Below are 19,027 nucleotides of genomic sequence, written 5' to 3' on the forward strand. Positions count from 1 at the left end.
TCGTTAGCCATCATGGCCCCAACGGTTCGACCCGGATAGATCCGACTCAGAGAACGGAGAGTGCGATGACCGACGACATGTCCCGCGACGCGCTGCACGAGCTGTTGTTCGACGGCGTCGCGCCGCCCGCCGGGTCCGACGCGATGTTCGCGCAGACCTTCGCGGCCGAGGGTTCCGACGGCGCCGACCTGCTGCCGCCCGACGGGCTGTTCGACATCCCCGCCGACGACGACCTCGACGGCGACCCGATCCCCGGCGACCCGATCCTCGACGACCCGGCGCTCGGCGGCCTCGCCGACGACCCGGCCGACCCCGCGTTCGACGCCGACCACACCGACGACCCCGCCCTCGAGGACCCCGCCCTCGACGACCCGGCCCTCGACCACCACGCCGCCCCGGACGCCGACCACGACGCCGCGGCCGCCGACCCGGCCCTCGGGGGCACCGACCCCGCCGCGGGCCACCCCGACCCCGGCACCGGCTGGTGAGCACGGCCGACCCGCTCGCCGCGCTCCGCGAGCTCTGCCACGGCGGTGCGTCGCGGGCCCGCGACGCGCGGCTGCGCGCGGAGCTGGTGGCGGTCGGGTCGCAGCTGGACCGGCCGCTGCAGCTCGCGGTGGCCGGGTCGGTCAGTGCCGGGAAGTCGACGCTGATCAACGCGATGCTGCGGCGCTCGGTCGCCCCGGCCGACGCGGGGGAGTGCACGCGGCTGGTCACCTGGTACGAGCACGGCGAGCGCGACGGCGTCGTCATCGTCGAGTGCGTCGACGGCACCGTGCACCGCCGCGCCCTGCACGACGGACGGCTGCCCGCCGACCTCGGCGTCGACCCCGCCGGGGTGCTGCGGCTGCGGGTCCAGCTCGCCGACCCGGCGTTGCGCACCGTCACGATCATCGACACGCCCGGCGTCAACACCGTCTCCGCCGAGAACGAGGACGCCACCCGGCGGCTGCTGTTCGGCGACGCGGCCGCCGAGCACGCCCAGGCCCTGCTCTACGTCCTGCGCTACGTCCAGCGCTTCGACGCCGACACCCTCGACGAGTTCCGGGCCCTGTCCGCCGCGTGCGGGATGACCGCGGTGAACACCGCCGCCGTGCTGACCCAGATCGACCGCCGCGGCGACGGCGAGGAGGACCCGTGGCCCACCGCGCGCCGGCTCGTCGCCAAGGCCTCGGCCGACCTGGGCGGCCGCGTGCTCGACGTCGCGCCGGTGATCGGGCTGCTCGCCGAGACCGCCCGTGCGGGCCTGCTCGGCGCCGCCGAGGTCGACGCGCTGCGCGAGCTGGCCGCGCTGCCCCCCGACGAGCTCGACGACCTGCTGCTCGACCTCGACGAGTTCACGACGGAGCCGTACGGGCCCGTCGACCTCGCCACCCGCGCGGTGCTGGTCGCCCGCCTGCACCGCTACGGCATCCGCGAGGCCGTGGCCCGGCTGCGCAGGCGTCCGTCGACCGGACCCGCCGAGCTGCACCGCTGGCTGGCCGGCTGCTCCGGCTACGGGGCGGACGTGTCCGCCGACAGCGGCACCGTCGTCTGGGAGGCCGACACGGGCGGGCCCGACCTGCCCCGCACCCTCGCCGACGTCCTGGACCGGTTCGCCCGCCACGCCGGGCGGCTCAAGGCGTTCGCCGCGGTCGGCCGGATCCGCGCGCTGACCCGCCGCGAGGTCGACCCCTGCGACGCCGGGCTGGTCGCGGAGCTGCGCGAGGCCGTCGACGAGAGCCGGCCGGTGGTCGCGGGCCTGCGCGGCCTGCGGATCCTCGCGGCCTGCGCCGCGGTCGGCCGCGGGCAGCTGCGCCTGGACGACGACATGACCGCCGAGCTCATGCGCCTGGCCCGCTACGACGACCCCGCCACCGGGCTCGGCCTGCCGCTGACCTGCACCGCCGCCGACGTCGTCGCGGCCGCGGGGGAGGCGTCGCGGCGGTGGCGGCGGGTGGTCGCCCTGGCCGGCCCGACCGTCGGCGGGCAGCGGGCCCGCGACGTGCTCGGCGCACTGGAGGACATCGCGGCGGCCGCGCTGTCCGGGGCCCCCGCGCCCGCCCCGGCCCCCGTGCCCGTCGCCGTCCCCGAACCGGATCCCACCCTGGCCCGGATCCACCGCATCGCGCACCCGGGCTGGACCGGTCTCGACGCCGCCGTGCTCGACCGGCTCGCCCGGTCCCCGGCCCTCGGCGAGCGGGAGCGCGGGGCCGTCGGGCGGCTGCTGCGGTCGACCGGGCCCGGTGACGCGCTCGGGACCGAGGACCCGGCCGAGCTGGCGGCGCGGTTCCGGGTGCTGCTGCACCGGCCGCTGCCGGTGGTCGAGCGGCGGGGCGTGCAGGCGGTGTGCGCGGTGTTCGAGGGGCTGACGTTGGGCGCGAGTGCGGGAGGAACGGGATGAGCACGGTCGTCGCAGGGGTGCTGCGCCTGGCGAACGAGGTGCACGGGCTGGCGAAGGCGGCCGGGCGGGAGGACCTGCGGGCCCCGCTGGCCGAGCAGGCCGCCCGCTGGAAGGACGGCACGACGACGGTCGTGCTGGCCGGGGCGCAGAAGCGCGGCAAGAGCCGGCTGCTCAACTGCCTGGTCGGGCACCCCGACCTGCTCCCCGTCGACGCCGACATCGCCACCCACACGCAGGTCGCGGTGACCCGCGGGCCCGAGCTGACGGTCACGGTGCTGCGCACCGACGGCAGCCGCACCGTCGTCGACCCGGCGGAGCTGCCCGCCTACGCCTCGGTGCTGGGCGACCCGGCCGTGCTGCGCGAGGTCACCGGACTGGAGGTGACGATCGACGAGCCGCTGCTCGACGGGCTGCGCCTCGTCGACACCCCCGGCGTCGACAGCCTCACCCTCGGCCACCGGCACGCCACGATGGGCGCCCTCGCCCGCGCCGACGCGCTGCTGTTCGCCGTGAGCGCCCAGGACCAGCCGATCCTGCGCCACGAGCTGGAGTTCCTCGCCGAGGCCGCCGACCGGATCCTGTCGGTCGCGTTCGTGCTGACCAAGGTCGAGGACTCGACGTCGTGGCGGGACCTGCTGGCCGAGAACCGGGCGCGCCTGGCCCGGTTCTGCGGCCCGGACGGCCCTGGCGTCGACCCGGAGGTCGCGCGGCGGCTGCTGGAGGCGCCGTGGCTGCCGGTCAGCGCGAAGCTGGGCGAGGCGGCGCTGACGCTGCAGGCCGCGGGGCACACCGAGCGCGCCGCGGCCCGGCTGGAGCGCAGCGGGCTGCCCGGGCTGCGGCGGCACGTGGAGCGCTGCGGCGAGCGCCGGGAGCTCGTGCGGGCGGGCGGGGTGCTCGGGCTCGTCGTGTCCGGGATCCGGGCGCTGTCCGAGCCGGAGGAGGACCGCGCCGCCGGTGACGCCGACGACGAGCTGGCGCAGCGGCAGGCCGTCGTCGACGAGGAGATCGCCGCGCTCACCGCCCTGAAGCGGGAGCGGCGGCGGCGCAGCATCGACCACCAGCTCATCGGGCGCCGCGTCGTCAACCGGGCCCGGGCCCGCCTGGAGGCCTACCGGCGCACCTACGAGCGCGAGCTGGTCGAGCTGACCAAGCCCGCCGACGTCAGCCGGTACGCCGCGACGCTGCCGGAGAGCATCGAGCGGACCCTCGGCGCGGCGTGGCAGGAGATCTCCGCCGACACCGAGCGGACCGTCGCCGAGGCGCTGCCGCGCTACCTCGCCGAGATGGGCGTCGACCCCTCCGAGCTCGACCGCGTCGTCATGGAGGCGCCGGTCCGCGCGCCCGGTGAGCTGAACGCGGAGGGCCCGGGCGGGAAGTTCGACGTCATCGGGGAGGGGGTGCCCGCGCTGATGATGGCCAGCAGCGTCGGCTTCCTGTCCTCGCACGCGTTCGTCGGGCTCGCGTTCGGGCTCTCGTTCCTCGCTCCCGTCGCCATCGGCGGCCTGCTGGCCGGCACCCTGCTCGCCCACCGCCGCCGCCTCGCCGAGGCCACCCGCAACCGCACCGCGCTGACCAAGGCCCTCGGCGACGCGTTCTTGGTGGCGACCAACGAGATGTCGGTCGCCGTCGAGCAGGCGGTCGCGGCGTGGCGCGGGGGAGCGGAGCAGGCCGTCGACGCCGCGTTCGCCGTCCGTCAGCAGGAGCTCGACGCCCGCCGCCGCGAGCTGGCCGGTCTCGCCGCCCAGGACGCCGCGGCCCGCAAGCGCGCCGCCGCGGCGGCCCAGAGCCGCCTGGACACCCTCACCGAGGCCGACCGGCGGGCCCGCGAGCTGTCGGCGGAGCTGGCGAAGGAGCTGGCCGTCAGCTGAGCCGGACCAGCCGGCCGGGGTCGGAGCAGGAGTCGCCGGGGGGCGCGGCCGGGACGTGGCGGGCGAGCAGGACCCCGGACGCCCGGCCGACCGGCTCGAGCCAGCCGCGGGCGGCGGTGAGCACGCGCAGGCCGGTGGGACCGGCCGAGACGAGCTGGGAGCCGCCCGTGCCGTCGCCCGCGCCGACCAGCAGCGACTCGCCGTCGGCGCGGACCCGCGGTGCCTCGTCGGGGCGGGCGGCCGCGGGGGAGCCGAGCAGCGCGGGCAACCGGCCGAGCTCGCGCAGCCCGCCGTCGTGCAGGGCGTGCACGGCCAGCGCCCGCCCCGGGGCGAGCCGGTCCACGGCCAGTCCGTAGGCCTGCCGGCCCGCCACGGCCCACCGGACGTCGCCGCCGGGCGGGCGGGGGAGCACCGGCCGCCGGCCGGTGCCGCGCGGGTCGGCCCGGTGCTCCAGGCCGGCCGCCCCCGCCACCAGCCAGCGTCCGCCCGAGGCGAGCACCTGGCGCACGCCGGTCTCGTCGGCCACCGGGGTGATCTCCCCGGCCGGTCCGACCAGGCACAGCGTCTGGCGGCCGGCGCGCCCGAGCACCACGGCCAGCGAGCGGCCGTCGCCGAGCAGGGCGGGCAGGGTGCTGCCGGCGCGGGCGGTGGGGTCGAGCATCCGACGGGTGCCGTCGACGTAGGAGTAGACGGCGGGCCCGAGCGGCAGCACCGGCCCCGCGGTGCCGGGGCGCAGCGGGACGACCTGCACCGCGAGCGTGCCGGACTCCTCCAGCGGCCCGGTCATCCGCGTGTCCGGCGACCGCAGCACCACCCACGCGATGCCGCCCGCGGCCACCAGGAACGGCCGGTAGGGCGTGGGCAGCTTCGTCGAGGTGCCCACGGAGAGGTCGGCCCCGAGCGTGTGGCAGTGCAGGTCGCCCGCGCGGCGCTCGGCCACCACGATGCCGCCCTCGGCCACGGCCCAGCCGACGAGCCGCCCGAACCGGATCTTGCGGTCGGCCTGCCCGGTGACCGGGTCGATGCGGGCGATCCGGTGCCGCCCGGCCGTGCCGTCGGGCGCCGACCACACGTACAGGCGCCCGCCGACGACCCGGGCGTCGAGCACCTCCTCGGCCAGCGGGACCAGCTCCTCGCGCCGGGGCAGGTGCCCGATCCGCGTCGGGGGAGCGGGCGGGAGGCCGGGTGACGTCGTGGCGGCGGGGGGTGCGGTGGGTTCGGGGCCGGGCGCGGCCGGCGGCACGGGGGCGGGCTGGTCCGCCGGGATCGCGGGTCGCCCGCCCGCGAGGACCGCCGCCCCCAGCGCGACGGCGCCCTTCGGATCGGCCGACGTGCGGACCCGCGCGCCGTACCGCTCGCGCAGCACCCGCTCCACCAGCGGGGTGCGGGCGGCGCCGCCGGTGAGCAGGACGACGTCGACCTCGGTGCCCGCGACGGTCTCGGCGAGCAGCCGGGCGCTGCGGCGCACGTCGTCGCCGATCAGGTCGTCGAGCTCGGCGCGGGTGATGTGCACGTCCGCGTCGGCCCCGGCCACGTACTGGCTCGCCGTCTCGAACGTCGACAGCGCCTCCTTGGCCAGCCGGGCCTCGGTGAGCAGGTCGGCCTCGGCGGCGAGCCGGGCCGGGTCGGTCGTCAGCTCCTCCCACCACTGCGGGGCCGCGTGCTTGAGCTGCTCCCCGAAGTGCCGGAACACGAGCTGGTCGAACACCTCGCCGCCGAGGTCGGGGTCGCCCCCGGGGCGCCCGACGACGCGGAACCCGCCGCCGTCCGGGGCGAGGACGGTCGCGTCGAACGTGACACCGCCCAGGTCGTACACGGCGACGGTGCCCGTGGCCCGGTGCTGCACCGCGGCGGCGACGGGCTCGGCGACCAGCTCGACCTCGACGCGCGGCAGGACGCGCGCGGCGACCTCCCGCAGCTCCGCGAGCCGGTCCGCGGACCAGCCGACGGGGTGGGTGAGGACCAGGCGGGACGGGTCGGCGTCGTCGTGGCGGCGGCGGCCCTCCTGCACGAACAGCCCCAGCAGCGCGGCGAGGGCGTCGACCGCGCTGACCGGCTTCCCGCCGAGCAGCATCGGTGCCCGCCCGACGTAGCGGCGCGGGTTGCGCTCGGCCCGGTCCGGCAGCCGGCCGACGGCGCGCTGCGCGTAGCTGCCGGCGACGAGCCGGGCGTCCTCGGTGAGCAGGACGGTGGTCGGGACCCGCGGCTCGCCGCCGACCTCCAGCAGCTCCACCGCGCCGTCGACGGCGATCGCGCCCGCGGCGAAGCTCGTGCCCAGGTCGACGCCCAGCGCCCAGGCTCCCGCCCCCTCGGCCACCGTCGTCGCGTCCCTCATCCGTTCCCTCCGGGGCGGGTCAGCGGGCGAGCGCGGCGCGCAGCCGCTCGACCGAGCTGCCGATGCCCCAGCGCTGCGCCAGCGCGTCGAGGCGCTCGGGGTCGACGGGTTCGGTGGGCAGGGCGTCGGGGCGGTCGAGGTGCACGTCGGCGTCGACGGCCACGCGCACGACCGGCTCGACGACCGCGAGGTAGGGCGCCGCCGCGACCAGCTTCGTGCGGACCGTCGCGCTGATCCGGGCGTCGCTGCGGTCCTCGATCGCGGCCCGCAGCTCGGCCCACGACTCGAAGCGCCCGACCAGCGTGGCCGCGGTCTTCGCCCCGACCCCCGGCACGCCGGGGAGACCGTCGGAGGGGTCGCCGCGCAGCATCGCCATCTCCGCGTACGCCTCGCCCGCGCGCCCGATCGGCACCCCGTACTTCTCCGCGACCTCGGCGGGACCCAGCAGCTCGGCCTTGGCCAGCCCGCGTCCGACGTAGAGCAGCCGCACGGCCGGGTCGCCGTCGCCGACGATCTGCATGAGGTCGCGGTCGCCGCTGACGGCCAGCACGTGGTCGGTCCGCTCGGTGGCCGCGAGCGTGCCGATGACGTCGTCGGCCTCGAAGCCCTCCGCGCCGCCGGTGGCGATGCCGGCCGCGGCCAGCACCTCGAGGATCACCGGGACCTGCGGGGCGAGGGTGTCGGGCACCTCCTCCGGGACGCCGGCGGGGGCGGTGTCGGGCTCGCCCGGCACGCGGTGCGCCTTGTAGGTGGGCAGCGCGTCCACCCGGAACGCGGGACGCCAGTCCAGGTCGAGGCAGGCCACCAGCCGCGTGGGGCGGTGCTCGGTGACCAGCCGCGACACCATGTCGGTGAACCCGCGCACCGCGTTGACCGGGGTGCCGTCGGGGGCCGTCATCGACTCGGGCACGCCGTAGTAGGCCCGGAAGTACAGGCTCGCGGCGTCGAGCAGCATCAGTGACGGGACGCGGTTCGCTCCCAGGGGCTCGCTCATGGGTGCAGCTTGCCGGATACCCTGCCGGTCATGACAACGGCCGCGTTCGCCGACCGCATCCGCCGCGCCGGGCTCGTCGCCGCCGACCACGGTGCCGACGTCCTGCTCATCACCCCGGGCACCGATCTGCGGTACCTGCTGGGCATGACCGGGGAGACCCACGAGCGGCTCACCTGCCTGGTGCTGCCCGCCGAGGGGCACCTCGCGCCGCCCGCGCTGGTGGTGCCCCGCCTGGAGGCCCCGGGCCTCACCGGGCTGGGCCTCGACGAGCTCGGCGTCGAGATCGTCACCTGGACCGACGCCGAGGACCCGTACCTGCTGGTCAGCGACCTGGCCGGCGGTCCGACCCGGATCGCCGTGGCCGACGAGATGCCGGCGCGGCACGTGTTCGGGCTGCGCGACGTGTTCCCGGAGGTCGGGCAGGTCCTCGCCGGGCCGGTGATCCGCGAGCTGCGGATGCGCAAGGACGCCGTCGAGGTGGCCGAACTGCGCGCCGCCGGTGCCGCGATCGACCGCGTGCACGCCCGGATGGCGGAGTTCCTGACGGTCGGGCGCACCGAGGCCGAGGTCGGCGAGCTGATCACGCGGGCCATCGTCGACGAGGGGCACACCGGTGCCGCGTTCGTCGTCGTCGGGTCCGGCCCGCACGGCGCCAGCCCGCACCACGACGTGTCCGACCGCGTCATCGCGCGCGGCGACGTCGTGGTGATCGACATCGGCGGCCCGCTGCCCAGCGGGTACAACTCCGACAGCACCCGCACCTACGCCGTCGGCGCCGAGCCCGCAGCCGACGTCCGCGAGGCCTACGCCGTGCTGCAGGCCGCACAGGAGGCGTCGGTCGCGTCGGTGCGGCCCGGCGTCACCGCGGAGTCCGTCGACGACGCCGCCCGCGAGCCGATCACCGCCGCGGGCCTGGGCAAGCACTTCGTGCACCGCACCGGCCACGGCATCGGCCTCGACGTGCACGAGGAGCCCTACATCGTCGGCGGCAACGCGCTGACCCTGGAGCCGGGGATGGCCTTCAGCGTGGAGCCGGGCGTGTACCTCGACGGCGAGTGGGGTGCCCGCATCGAGGACATCGTCGTGGTGACCGAGGACGGCTGCGAGCGCCTCAACACCCGCCCCCGCGACCTGGTGGTCCTGCCCGGCTGACGGCGGCTCGCCGCCGCTCGTCCCCGCGCGCTCAGGCGGGCGACGGGGCGGCGGCGACGCCCGTCTCGGCCCGGACCCGGCCGTCGGCCCCGGCGACGCAGGCCGCGGCGGGGGAGCCGGACCGCACGAACTCCCCGATGCAGCGGCCCATCTCCGCGTGGGCCGCGGCCGTCGGGTGGAACGACTCCTGGGCCAGGTGGTAGCCCGCGGCGTCGAGACCCCCGTAGACGAACGCCTCCGGGTCGACGGTGATCCGCCGCTGCCACTCCTCCGAGCGCGGGCTGCGGCTGCACGCCTCGAAGCCCTCCGTGGCCCGGGCCATGTCGACGAACCGCACGCCGGTGCGCTCGGCCACCCCGCGCAGGGCCTCCGACAGCGCCGGGAACACCACCGTGCGGCCCCAGCCCGCGTCGGCCCGGCTGTACGGGCACCCGCGGGCCCCCTGCAGCGGCACCATCGCCTCCGTGACGGGCGAGGCGTACGAGGCGAGCACGAGCACGTAGTCCTCGTCGGCGTACCCGGCCTGGCCCATCGCCGTCCGCACGTCGCGCACCACCGCCTCGACCCGCGGCGCCACCGCGGCCATCCGGTCCGGGACGCCCGCGCCGAGCGACTCCCGGCACGGCGGGACGGTGGGGTCGAGGTACGCGCGGATGCAGGCGATGCCGGTGCCGGTGAGCTCGGGCTCGTCGTTCGCCCCGACCTGCACGACCACCGTGGTGACCCGGTACTCCCGCGCCACCTCCACGAGCCGCGCCGCCTGCGAGCCCTCCGTGTAGTGCGTGCCCGGCCCGAACCCGACGTCGGCCGCCTCCGCCCCGGAGCACGCGAGGTTCACCGACTCCTCGGCCAGGCCCGTGCGGTGCACGTAGGCGTGCGCGGAGCGGTGGCACCAGTCGCCGCCCTCGCCCCGGGTGCCGGCCACGTAGTCGCCCGCCCCCTCCCCGGACGCAGCGCTGTCGCCGAGCGCGACGACGGCGGTGGGCCGCTGCGCCGCGCCCGCCGGGGGCGCGGCGAGCAGCGTGAGGAGCACCACGGCGAGCACCGGGAGCAGCAGGCGACGGGATCGGGTCACGGGCCCGACGCTAGGGTCCGCGAGCGCCCCCTGACCAGGGCGTCCGCCGATACCTGTGGACAACCCCCGTGCGGAGCAGCCGCGATCACGATCCGCGACGGTTGTCCACCGGATCCGGCGACCGGGGTTGACACCCGGGAACCTCAGGGTGTCCTCCGGGCGTTCACCTGATGTCGACGGCCCGCATCCCGCGGATCGTGGAGCACGGCGACGAGACGCGTCGCACCGAGAGGAGCCTTCGTGGCATCGACCCTGACCCGCCCGCGCAACGGGAAGGTCATCGCCGGCGTGTGCGCCGGGATCGCGGACCGGTTCGGGCTGAGCCCGTTCCTCGTCCGCCTGGCCTTCGTCCTGTCCTGCATCCTGCCGGGGCCGCAGTTCATCGCCTACATCGTGATGTGGGTGCTGATGCCCAAGCGCGGCGTGTGACGCTGCTGCTCGGCGCCCGGGTCCTCGACCCGGGCGCCCCCGCCGGACCGGCCGCCGTCGAGATCGTCGACGGCACGATCACCCGGGTCGGACCGGCCGGCGCCGAGCGCGGCGACCACGTCGTCCACCTCGACGGCGCCGTGCTCACCCCCGCCTTCGTCGACGCCCACGTGCACGCCACCTCCACCGGTCTGCTCGTCGACGGCCTCGACCTCACCGGCTGCCCCTCCCCGCGGGCGCTGCTCGACGCCGTCCGCACCCGCGCGGCCGCCCGCCCGGGCGCGCTGGTCTGGGGCCACGGCTGGCAGGAGCAGGACTGGGACGGCCCGGTCCCCACCCGCGCCGAGCTCGACCGCGCCGCCGCGGGGGCCCCGGTCTACCTCAGCCGCATCGACGTCCACTCCGCGCTGGTCACCGGCGACCTCGCCGGCGGCGCCCCGGACGGCCCGGTCACCGCCGACGCGCACCACCGCGCCCGCCGCGCCGCGCTCGACGCCGTCGACGGCCCGGTCCGCGACGCCGCCCAGCGCGCGTTCCTCGCCGACGCAGCGGCCCACGGGATCGGCGTCGTCCACGAGTGCGCGGGCCCCGACATCTCCTCCCGCGCCGACCTGGCCGCCCTGCTGGCCGCCGACGGCCCGGACGTCGTCGGCTACTGGGGCGAGGCCGTCGCGACCGCCGACGATGCGCGCGACCTGCTCGCCGCCACCGGCGCGCACGGCCTGGCCGGTGACCTGTTCGTCGACGGCTCGATCGGCTCCCGCACCGCCGCGCTGTGCGCTCCCTACTCCGACGCCCCCGGCTGCACCGGGAACCGCTACCTCGACCTCGACGCCGTGGCCGCGCACCTCGCCGCGTGCACCGCGGCCGGGATCCAGGCCGGCTTCCACGTCATCGGCGACGCCGCGGCGGCGCTGCTGGTCGATGCCCTGCGCCGGACCCCGCCGGGCCGGGTCCGCCACCGGGTCGAGCACCTGGAGATGGTCGACGCCGCGCAGATCGCGGTGCTGGCCGGGCACGGCGTCGTCGCGAGCGTCCAGCCGCTGTTCGACGCCTGCTGGGGCGGCGAGGACGGCATGTACGCCGAGCGCCTCGGCCCGCGGGCCCGCGCGATGAACCCGTTCGCGGCCCTGCACGCCGCCGGGGTGGAGCTGGCGCTGGGCTCCGACAGCCCCGTCACGCCGGTCGGGCCGTGGGAGGCCGTCCGCGCGGCCGTCGCCCACCGCACCCCGGGCTCCGGCCTCACGACGGCGCAGGCCCTGGCCGCGCACACCGTCGGCGGGCACCGCGCGGCCGGCGACACCGACCCGCTGGCCGGCCGGATCGTCCCCGGTGCCCCCGCGTCCTACGCCCTGTGGGACGGCGCCGTCGGCGACGGGCGGGTCGGCACCTGCCTGCGCACCGTGCAGCGCGGCCGGGTGCTGCACGACACCCTGCGGTGACGGCCGGCACGGCCTGTGCCATAGTTCCCGCGTGATCGACCGGACCGGGCCCGCGCTGCGTGGGTGCTGTCCGGGGCGCTGTCGCTGTAGCTGACGCCCCCGGCCCCGTCCGCCTGCCGCATCCTGCGGCCCGCACGTCTGCGATCACCCCATGAACGAGCCCGACCTCCCCACGCCCGATCTCCGGGGCCAGACCGTCCTCGTCCTCCACGCCCACCCCGACGACGAGTCGATCTTCTCCGGCCTCACGCTGCGCCGCCTCGCCGACGCGGGTGCCCGCACGATCCTCGTCCTCGCCACGGCGGGGGAGCTGGGCGGTTCCCGCGTGCCGCTGCGGCCGGGGGAGACGGTGCCGGAGCGCCGGATCGCCGAGCTGGAGACCGCGGCGGAGCTGCTCGGCGTCTCCCGGCTGGTCCTGCTCGGCGGCCGCGACTCCGGCCTGCCCGGCGGCCCCGGCCTGGCCCACCCCCGCGCGCTGGCCGCCGCCGACCCCCTCACGCTGGCCCGGCACGTCGCCGAGCTCGCCGACGACGAGGGCGCGGCGACGATCGTCCACGACGACGAGCACGGCATCTACGGCCATCCCGACCACAACGCGGCGTTCCGCGTCGGCGCGCTCGCCGCGGAGCTGACCGGCGCCACCGCGTACCGCACCACCGTCGACCGCGAGCACCTGCACACCGCCGCCCGCGACGGCCACCTCGTGCACGGTGCGGCCCGGGCGGCGGCGACGCCGTTCGGGCGCGCGACCGTCGAGATCGCCCTCGCGGTCAGCGGCACCGACGCCCACCTCGAGGTCAAGCGCGCGGCGATCACCGCGCACGCGAGCCAGCTCGGCCCCGACGACGTCCCGCTGTCGACGTTCGCCGCCGCCTACGGCTACGAGTGGTACCGCCGCACCGGCCCCGCGGGCGTGCTCGACCGCCTGGGCAACGCCCACCTCGTGGGCGCCCCCCGCGTGTAACGGGCCCTCCCGACCCCGCGACAGTGGGTCAGGAGCGCGCTGCAGGGTCGCCGCACGCCCACCGGGTCCGTCGGGGGTCCGGCCGACCCTGGAGGCGCCCGTGTCCGTGACGATCCGGACCGGGTCACCGGTCCTCCCGACCACCCCTCGTGCCCGGCTGCTGTCGGTGCGTGAGGCCGGGCTGTGGGGAGCCGCGTCCGCCGCGCTGTCCACGGCCGTCACGCTCGCCGTGCCGTACCCGAACACCGGCAACGACAGCTACCAGTACCTCGGCGTGGCCGACCACCTGCTCACCGGCCGCGGCATCACCACCGACCTGCCCTTCTTCGACGTCGAGCAGTCCCACGGCGTGCTCCCGGCCCCGTTCACCACGCAGCCGCCCGGCTACCCGCTCGCGATCGCCGGGCTGCGCCTGCTCGGTCTGCCCCCGGTCGTCGCGGGGCTCGCGGTCTCGGTCCTGGCGGTGGCGCTGACCGTGCTGGTGCTCGGCCTCGCCACCCGGACCCTGCGCGTCCCGGCCCGGTTCGCCCGCCCGGCCCTGTTCGCGTTCGCCGTCAACCCCTTCACCCTGACGTTCGCCGGCTCGGTGCTGAGCGAGGCGCTGTTCACGCTGCTGGTCACCGGTGCGGTCCTCGGTCTGGTGCTCGCCGACCGGACCGCGGCCCACCGCCGCGCCTCGCTGCTGGCCGGGATCGCGCTGGGCCTGTCGGTGTGGGTGCGCTACGCGGGCCTGTTCGTGGTCGTCGGGACGGCGGTGGCGCTGACGGCGCTGCTGCTGGTCCGCCGCGACCGCCGGGCGGCGGAGCGGCTCGCGATCACCGTCGGGGTGGCCGCACCGCTGGTCGGGGCGCTGCTGGCGCGCAACGCGGTCGTGGCGGGCAGCTGGCGGGGCGGGAACACCGTGTCCGTCGAGCACTCCGCGGGCGGCCTGGTCGTCGACACCGCCGACGCGCTGCTGCACCTGGTCATCGGCGACGCCTCGAGCCCGCTCGCGCGGGCCGCCCAGGCGGTGCTCGGGCTGGTGGTGCTGGCCGGGCTCGTCGTGCTGGTGCGGCGCCGTCCGCGGCCGGCCGGCGGGCCGGTCGTGCTGCTCGCGGTGGTCGTCGGGGTGCACGGCGTGCTCATGTTCGAGGCCGGGCTGGTCTCGGTCATCTCCTACGGCCCGCGGATGTTCTTCCCCCTGCTGCCCGCCGCGCTGCTGCTGGTCGCCCTGCTGGCGGCGGGCACCGTCCCCCTGGTGCCCGCGCCGCGCCCTCCCGAGCCCGTGCGGCGCGGTCCCGGGTACGCCGCGGTGGCCGCGCTCGCCCTGCTGGTCGGGGTCCTCGGGGTGGTCGCGACGTCCGACCCGCCACCGGACGTCGGTGTGGCGCAGCGGCTCGCCGCCCCGGTCGACGGCGGCGGGTCCGTCCCGCGGTGGCTCGACGCCCGCCTCGCCCCCGACGAGCCCGTCCTCGCCGCCGACGGCCAGGCCACCGGCCACGTCCTGGGCCGCCCGGTGGTCGGGCTCGTCGAGTCGACGTTCTCCGACCTGCGCTGGGACGAGGACACCGTCGCCGCCACGATGGACCGCTTCGGCGCCCGGTACCTGCTGCTCTACCGCCACCCCCGGGACGGCGGCGGGCGGCTCGTGCAGGAGGAGACGCCGTTCCTGCGGATCGTGCTCGCCGGGCGGCCCGTGGCGACGCTGACGCCGGTCGCCGTGAGCGACGAGGTGCTGGTCCTGGAGCGCCGGTGATCGGCGGCGTCCGGCCCCGGACGTAGGCTCCCTCCGTGGCCGCACCCACCACCGATCCCGCCCCGCCCCCCGGGGCCCCGCCGCGCCGTCTCGCGCTCGTCCCGGTCCGCGTGCTCGCGGCGGCGGCCGGCGGCTACCTGCTCTACCTCAGCTTCCCGCCCAGCACGCTGTGGTGGCTCGCGCTGCCCGCGTTCGGCCTGTTCGGCGCGGTGGTCCGCGGCCGGTCGGCGCGCGCCGGGTTCGGCTACGGGTTCGTGTTCTCGATGGCCTTCCTCACGCCGCTGCTGGTGTGGGTCAGCTCGCTGGTGCAGTGGCTGCCGTGGATCGCGCTGTCGGTCTTCGAGTCGCTGTTCGTCGCGGTGGCCTGCGCGGGGATGGCCGTGGTGTCCCGGCTGCCCGCGTGGCCGCTGTGGGCCGCCGCGGTGTGGGGGATCGGGGAGTCGGTGCGCTCGCGGGTCCCGTGGGGCGGGATGCCGTGGGGCCGGGTCGGCTTCGGCCAGCCCGACGGCCCGTTCCTGCCGGTCGCCGCGATCGGCGGGGTGCCGCTGCTGTCGTTCGTCACGGTGCTCGCCGGGCTCGCGCTCGGGGAGCTGGTGCGCCGCCTCGTCGCCCGTGAGGGGTTCGGCTCGGTCCGGACGCCCGCCGTGATCGCCGTCGCCGCGCTGCTCACCGGGCCCCTCGCGGCGCTGGTGCCCGCGTTCGGCGGCGGGCCCGACCGGGTCGTCACCGTCGCCGCGGTCCAGGGCAACGTGCCGCGGCTGGGCCTGGACTTCAACGCCCAGCGCCGCGCCGTGCTCGACAACCACGTCCGGGTCACCGAGGAGCTCGCCGCCGACGTCGCCGCCGGGCGCGCCGAGCAGCCCGACGTCGTCGTGTGGCCGGAGAACTCCTCCGACATCGACCCCCTGCAGAACCCCGACGCCGCCGCGCAGATCGATCGCGCTGCCCGCGCGATCGGGGTGCCGATCCTGCTGGGCACGATCCTGCGCAACCCGCCGGAGCTGGCCAACGGCGACGGCCCGACGTCGAGCAACGCCGCCGTGGTGTGGGAGCCGGGCGTCGGGGTGGTGGAGCGCAGCGACAAGCGCCGCATCCAGCCCTTCGGCGAGTACATGCCCTGGCGCAGCTTCTTCCGCCTGTTCTCGCCCTACGTCGACCGGGCCAGCAACTTCCTGCCCGGGCCGGGGGAGGGGGCGCTCGACGTCGACGGGGTGCGCGTCGGCATCGCGATCTGCTGGGAGATCGCCTTCGACGACCTGCTCGCCGACAGCGTCGCCGCGGGCGCGGAGATGATCGCCGTGCCGAGCAACAACGCGACGTTCGGGTTCACCGACATGACGTACCAGCAGCTGGCGATGTCGCGGATCCGCGCGGTCGAGTTCGACCGGTCGGCGGTCGTCGTCACCACGTCGGGGGTGAGCGCCACGGTCACCCCGGACGGCACCGTCACCGCCCGCACGCAGCAGTTCACCCCGGACACCCTGGTCGATCGGACGACGCTGCGCACCACCGTTACCCTGGCCAGCCAGCTGCGATCGGGCCCGGAGTGGGTCGTGGTCGCCCTGGGTCTGGGTGCCGTCGCCGTGGCGGTCCTCGCACGCCGCCGGGCGGCGGGAAGGAAGTCCGATGTCTGAGGTCCCGGGACCCGTGCTGGTGGTGATCCCGACCTACGACGAGCGCGAGAACATCGGGCCGGTCGTCGCGCGGCTGCACGCCGCCGTGCCCACCGCCGACGTGCTCGTCGTCGACGACAACAGCCCCGACGGCACCGGGAAGCTGGCCGACGAGATGGCCGCGGCCGACCCGCGGATCAGCGTGCTGCACCGCACCGCGAAGGACGGCCTCGGCGCCGCCTACCTCGCCGGGTTCGCCCACGCGCTGGACGGCCCGCACCAGGTCGTCGTCGAGATGGACGCCGACGGCTCGCACGCCCCGGAGGACCTGCCCGCCCTGCTCGACGCGCTGCGCGACGCCGACCTCGTCCTCGGCTCCCGGTACGTGCCGGGCGGTGCGGTCCGCAACTGGCCCGCGCACCGCGAGTGGCTCTCCCGCGGCGGCAACCTCTACTCCCGCCTCGCCCTGGGCGTCCCGATCCAGGACATCACCGGCGGCTACCGCGCGTTCCGGCGGCAGGTGCTCGAGGAGCTCGACCTGGGCGAGGTCGCCTCGCAGGGCTACTGCTTCCAGGTCGACGTCGCCTACCGCGCCGTGCTCGCGGGCTTCCGGGTGCGCGAGGTGCCGATCACCTTCGTCGAGCGGGAGCGGGGGGCGTCGAAGATGAGCCGGTCGATCGTCACCGAGGCGCTGTGGCTGGTCACGCGGTGGGGCGCCGAGCGGGTGCTGCGCCGCCGCGGGGCGGGCGTGCGCGCGTGAGCGAGCGCGAGACGCTGACCTGGGACCTGTTCGGCACCGCGTCACGCGAGCTGGCCGGGCAGGTCGCCGCCGACGGGTACCGGCCCGACATCATCCTGTCGATCGCCCGCGGCGGGCTGTTCGTGGCCGGGGCGCTGGGCTACGCGCTGGACGTGAAGAACCTGCACGTCGCCAACGTCGAGTTCTACACCGGCGTCGACGAGCGCCTGCCCGTCCCGATCATGCTGCCGCCGGTGCCGAACGTCGTCGACCTGTCCGGGTCGCGGGTCCTCGTCGCCGACGACGTGGCCGACACCGGCGCCACGCTGAAGCTGGTGCGCGACTTCTGCTCCGGGCACGTCGCCGACGTCCGCTGCGCGGTGGTCTACGAGAAGCCGCACTCCACGGTGCGGTGCGAGTACGTGTGGCGGCGGACCGACCGGTGGATCAACTTCCCGTGGTCGACGCTGCCGCCCGTCGTCGAGAACGCCGGCCAGGTCCTCGACGCCTGAGCCTCAGAGCGCGTAGGCCTGCCGCTTCACGCCGTTGAGGAAGTCCGACAGCAGTCGGTCCGGCGGGCCGACAGCCCGGATCGTGGGCGCCCGGGTCAGCAGCTCGGTGAGCAGGATCGTCGACTCGGTGCGGGCCAGCGCCGCGCCCAGGCAGTAGTGCGGTCCGGGGCCGCCGAAGCCCAGGTGCGGGTTGGGGGAGCGGGTGATGTCGAACCGGTCCGGGTCGGCGAACACGGCCTCGTCGCAGTTGGCCGAGGTGTAGAACAGCAGCAGCTTGTCACCGGCCCGGACCGGGGTGCCCGCGAGCTCTCCGTCGGCGGTGGCGGTGCGGCGGAACTGCAGCACCGGGCTCGCGTGGCGCACCACCTCCTCGACCGCGCCCCCGATCCGTCCCGGCACGTCGGCCAGCAGGTGCTCGCGCTGCTCGGGATGGTCGGTGAGCAGGCGCAGGGCGTGGCAGATGGTGGCGCGCGTGGTCTCGCTGCCGGCCAGCACCAGCAGGATGAACAGGGTGCCGACCTCGCGCGGGGTGAGCCGCTCGCCGTCGACGTCGGCGTGCACCAGGGTCGAGACGAGGTCGTCACGGGGCTCGCGCAGCCGCTCGCGGCCGATGCGGCGCACCAGCCGGTGCAGCTGCTCACCGGCGAACGCCAGGCGGGCGCTCAGGGGGAACAGGTGCCGCACGCCGGGCGCCCCGTGGTGCAGCAGGTACGCGCGGCTGACCCCGTTGTGCTCCGGGTCGTTCGAGCCGACCAGGGTGTTGCCGTGGCGGGCGACGAGGTCGTGGTGGGAGTCGTCGAGCCCGAGCAGCGCGCAGATGACGGCCACCGGCAGCCGCTGCGCGACCCGGGACACGAACTCCCCGGAGCGCTCGGCCAGCACGTCGTCGACGATCCGGGTGGAGCGGGTGCGGATGTCGGACTCCAGCCGCGCCAGCATCCTCGGCGAGAACGCCCGCGCGACGACCTTGCGCAGCCGCGCGTGCTCCGGCCCGTCCTTGCTGATCATCGAGTCGAGGTAGCGCAGCAACCACGGCGGGATGTCGTAGAGCGAGGCGGCGTTGGGGGCGCTGCCGAACAGCCGGGAGTCCCGGCTCGCCGCCACGACGTCGGCGTGCCGGACGACGGCGTGGAAGCCGTCACGGCTCGGGGTGAACGGTGCGCGGTTGGTGAACGGGACCCACGGCAACCCGTCCCGGCGGCGCAGCGCGGCGAAGACGGCGGCGCGCTCGGCCTCCGGGCGGGCCCAGAAAGCGAGGTGGCCGGGGTCCTCGCTGGTCATCCCGGCATCCTGGTCATCCCGGCATCCTGGGCGACAGGGGTCGGACGGACAAGAGCCGGGCCACCCCGTGGGGTGGCCCGGCTCTCGTGGTGGTGCGGTGCGTCAGGTGGATCCCGCGGATCAGGCGATCTCGCGACGACGCTCGGCCAGCAGCTCGAGGCGCTCGTTGAGCAGCACCTCGAGGTCGGCGACGGAGCGGCGCTCGAGCAGCATGTCCCAGTGGGTGCGCGGCGGCTTGGTCTTCTTCTGCTCCGGCTCCGAGCCGTCCACCAGCTTGGAGATGCTGCCGTGCAGGCGGCACTCCCAGGTGTGCGGGGCTTCGGCGTCGTGCGAGAAGGGCACCTCGAAGTCGTGCCCGCGCGGGCACGCGTAGCGCATCGACTGCCGCGGCGCGAGGTCGTGGTTGCGGTCGGTCTCGTAGCTGACAGCCCCGAGCCGGCTGCCACGGAGCACGCGGTCGGCCATGCGTCTTCCTCCCGTTCTGAACCGAGGGAGCCTCCCTCGG

At 76.6% G+C, this 19,027-nt stretch carries 16 protein-coding genes; 11 read left to right on the top strand and 5 right to left on the bottom strand.

The genetic code is table 11. From position 1 onward, the window contains the following. The first annotated feature begins 65 nt into the window (after positions 1 to 65). The 3 genes from H6H00_RS23760 to H6H00_RS23770 are packed head-to-tail and all read left to right on the top strand — an operon-like array spanning position 66 to position 4,251. Positions 66 to 488: a hypothetical protein gene (locus tag H6H00_RS23760; RefSeq protein ID WP_185717912.1), complete on the top strand. Its 423-nt coding sequence runs from the start codon at positions 66 to 68 to the stop codon at positions 486 to 488. After that, complete coding sequence (locus H6H00_RS23765) at positions 485 to 2,383, top strand: dynamin family protein (RefSeq protein ID WP_185717913.1); 1,899 nt, start codon at positions 485 to 487, stop codon at positions 2,381 to 2,383. The genes H6H00_RS23760 and H6H00_RS23765 overlap by 4 nt, the downstream gene beginning before the upstream one ends. Next, the gene (locus tag H6H00_RS23770) at positions 2,380 to 4,251 is read left to right on the top strand and encodes a dynamin family protein (protein WP_185717914.1); all 1,872 of its coding nucleotides are present in this window, start codon (positions 2,380 to 2,382) and stop codon (positions 4,249 to 4,251) included. Before H6H00_RS23765 ends, H6H00_RS23770 begins: the two co-directional genes overlap by 4 nt. Here H6H00_RS23770 and H6H00_RS23775 read toward each other — a convergent pair. Both H6H00_RS23775 and H6H00_RS23780 read right to left on the bottom strand, forming a co-directional pair. After that, a complete protein-coding gene (locus H6H00_RS23775; RefSeq protein WP_185717915.1) occupies positions 4,244 to 6,586 on the bottom strand; it encodes an Hsp70 family protein in 2,343 nt (780 codons plus the stop codon). The two genes, H6H00_RS23770 and H6H00_RS23775, sit on opposite strands and share 8 nt — an antisense overlap. Before the next feature lie 19 nt (positions 6,587 to 6,605). Continuing rightward, entirely contained in the window at positions 6,606 to 7,580 is a 975-nt protein-coding gene (locus tag H6H00_RS23780; RefSeq protein WP_255425341.1) for a 5'-3' exonuclease, read from the bottom strand. A gap of 30 nt (positions 7,581 to 7,610) precedes the next feature. On the opposite strand from H6H00_RS23780, the gene H6H00_RS23785 reads away from it, so the two are divergent. Next, positions 7,611 to 8,732 carry a M24 family metallopeptidase gene (locus H6H00_RS23785; protein WP_185717916.1) on the top strand — a complete coding sequence of 374 codons (1,122 nt, stop codon included), beginning with the start codon at positions 7,611 to 7,613 and terminating at the stop codon, positions 8,730 to 8,732. 31 nt (positions 8,733 to 8,763) lie between these two features. On the opposite strand, the gene H6H00_RS23790 is transcribed toward H6H00_RS23785, so the two are convergent. Further along, positions 8,764 to 9,807, bottom strand: a complete 1,044-nt coding sequence (locus H6H00_RS23790) for a GDSL-type esterase/lipase family protein (RefSeq protein WP_255425342.1) — start codon at positions 9,805 to 9,807, stop codon at positions 8,764 to 8,766. Between the two features lie 240 nt (positions 9,808 to 10,047). On the opposite strand from H6H00_RS23790, the gene H6H00_RS23795 reads away from it, so the two are divergent. The 7 genes from H6H00_RS23795 to H6H00_RS23825 all read left to right on the top strand — a co-directional run bounded on the left by H6H00_RS23795 (position 10,048) and on the right by H6H00_RS23825 (position 17,241). Continuing rightward, a complete protein-coding gene (locus H6H00_RS23795) occupies positions 10,048 to 10,236 on the top strand; it encodes a PspC domain-containing protein (RefSeq protein ID WP_185717917.1) in 189 nt (62 codons plus the stop codon). Next, positions 10,233 to 11,678, top strand: a complete 1,446-nt coding sequence (locus tag H6H00_RS23800; RefSeq protein WP_185717918.1) for an amidohydrolase — start codon at positions 10,233 to 10,235, stop codon at positions 11,676 to 11,678. Before H6H00_RS23795 ends, H6H00_RS23800 begins: the two co-directional genes overlap by 4 nt. Before the next feature lie 151 nt (positions 11,679 to 11,829). After that, positions 11,830 to 12,642: a PIG-L deacetylase family protein gene (locus tag H6H00_RS23805; protein WP_185717919.1), complete on the top strand. Its 813-nt coding sequence runs from the start codon at positions 11,830 to 11,832 to the stop codon at positions 12,640 to 12,642. 100 nt (positions 12,643 to 12,742) lie between these two features. After that, positions 12,743 to 14,377 carry a glycosyltransferase family protein gene (locus tag H6H00_RS23810; protein WP_185717920.1) on the top strand — a complete coding sequence of 545 codons (1,635 nt, stop codon included), beginning with the start codon at positions 12,743 to 12,745 and terminating at the stop codon, positions 14,375 to 14,377. A gap of 35 nt (positions 14,378 to 14,412) precedes the next feature. Continuing rightward, on the top strand, positions 14,413 to 16,011 hold the full coding sequence (gene lnt, locus H6H00_RS23815; RefSeq protein WP_185717921.1) for an apolipoprotein N-acyltransferase: 1,599 nt from the start codon (positions 14,413 to 14,415) through the stop codon (positions 16,009 to 16,011). Beyond that, positions 16,004 to 16,750, top strand: coding sequence for a polyprenol monophosphomannose synthase (locus H6H00_RS23820; protein ID WP_185717922.1), 747 nt, complete (start codon positions 16,004 to 16,006; stop codon positions 16,748 to 16,750). The genes lnt and H6H00_RS23820 overlap by 8 nt, the downstream gene beginning before the upstream one ends. Then, a complete protein-coding gene (locus tag H6H00_RS23825; protein WP_185717923.1) occupies positions 16,747 to 17,241 on the top strand; it encodes a phosphoribosyltransferase in 495 nt (164 codons plus the stop codon). Before H6H00_RS23820 ends, H6H00_RS23825 begins: the two co-directional genes overlap by 4 nt. 3 nt (positions 17,242 to 17,244) lie before the next feature. Here H6H00_RS23825 and H6H00_RS23830 read toward each other — a convergent pair whose 3' ends face one another. Then, positions 17,245 to 18,522 carry a cytochrome P450 gene (locus tag H6H00_RS23830; protein ID WP_185717924.1) on the bottom strand — a complete coding sequence of 426 codons (1,278 nt, stop codon included), beginning with the start codon at positions 18,520 to 18,522 and terminating at the stop codon, positions 17,245 to 17,247. A gap of 120 nt (positions 18,523 to 18,642) precedes the next feature. Beyond that, complete coding sequence (locus H6H00_RS23835; RefSeq protein WP_141276432.1) at positions 18,643 to 18,987, bottom strand: RNA polymerase-binding protein RbpA; 345 nt, start codon at positions 18,985 to 18,987, stop codon at positions 18,643 to 18,645. Positions 18,988 to 19,027 lie beyond the last annotated feature (40 nt).

This window comes from Pseudonocardia petroleophila (assembly GCF_014235185.1).
GTDB classification, from domain to species: domain Bacteria; phylum Actinomycetota; class Actinomycetes; order Mycobacteriales; family Pseudonocardiaceae; genus Pseudonocardia; species Pseudonocardia petroleophila.

Excerpts from the sequence above, each read along its gene's own strand:
- H6H00_RS23760 (WP_185717912.1), top strand. The coding sequence starts at position 66 with ATGACCGACGACATGTCCCGCGACGCGCTGCACGAGCTGTTGTTCGAC.
- H6H00_RS23770 (WP_185717914.1), top strand. The coding sequence starts at position 2,380 with ATGAGCACGGTCGTCGCAGGGGTGCTGCGCCTGGCGAACGAGGTGCAC.
- H6H00_RS23775 (WP_185717915.1), bottom strand. The coding sequence starts at position 6,586 with ATGAGGGACGCGACGACGGTGGCCGAGGGGGCGGGAGCCTGGGCGCTG.
- H6H00_RS23780 (WP_255425341.1), bottom strand. The coding sequence starts at position 7,580 with ATGAGCGAGCCCCTGGGAGCGAACCGCGTCCCGTCACTGATGCTGCTC.
- H6H00_RS23785 (WP_185717916.1), top strand. The coding sequence starts at position 7,611 with ATGACAACGGCCGCGTTCGCCGACCGCATCCGCCGCGCCGGGCTCGTC.
- H6H00_RS23805 (WP_185717919.1), top strand. The coding sequence starts at position 11,830 with ATGAACGAGCCCGACCTCCCCACGCCCGATCTCCGGGGCCAGACCGTC.
- H6H00_RS23820 (WP_185717922.1), top strand. The coding sequence starts at position 16,004 with ATGTCTGAGGTCCCGGGACCCGTGCTGGTGGTGATCCCGACCTACGAC.
- H6H00_RS23830 (WP_185717924.1), bottom strand. The coding sequence starts at position 18,522 with ATGACCAGCGAGGACCCCGGCCACCTCGCTTTCTGGGCCCGCCCGGAG.
- H6H00_RS23835 (WP_141276432.1), bottom strand. The coding sequence starts at position 18,987 with ATGGCCGACCGCGTGCTCCGTGGCAGCCGGCTCGGGGCTGTCAGCTAC.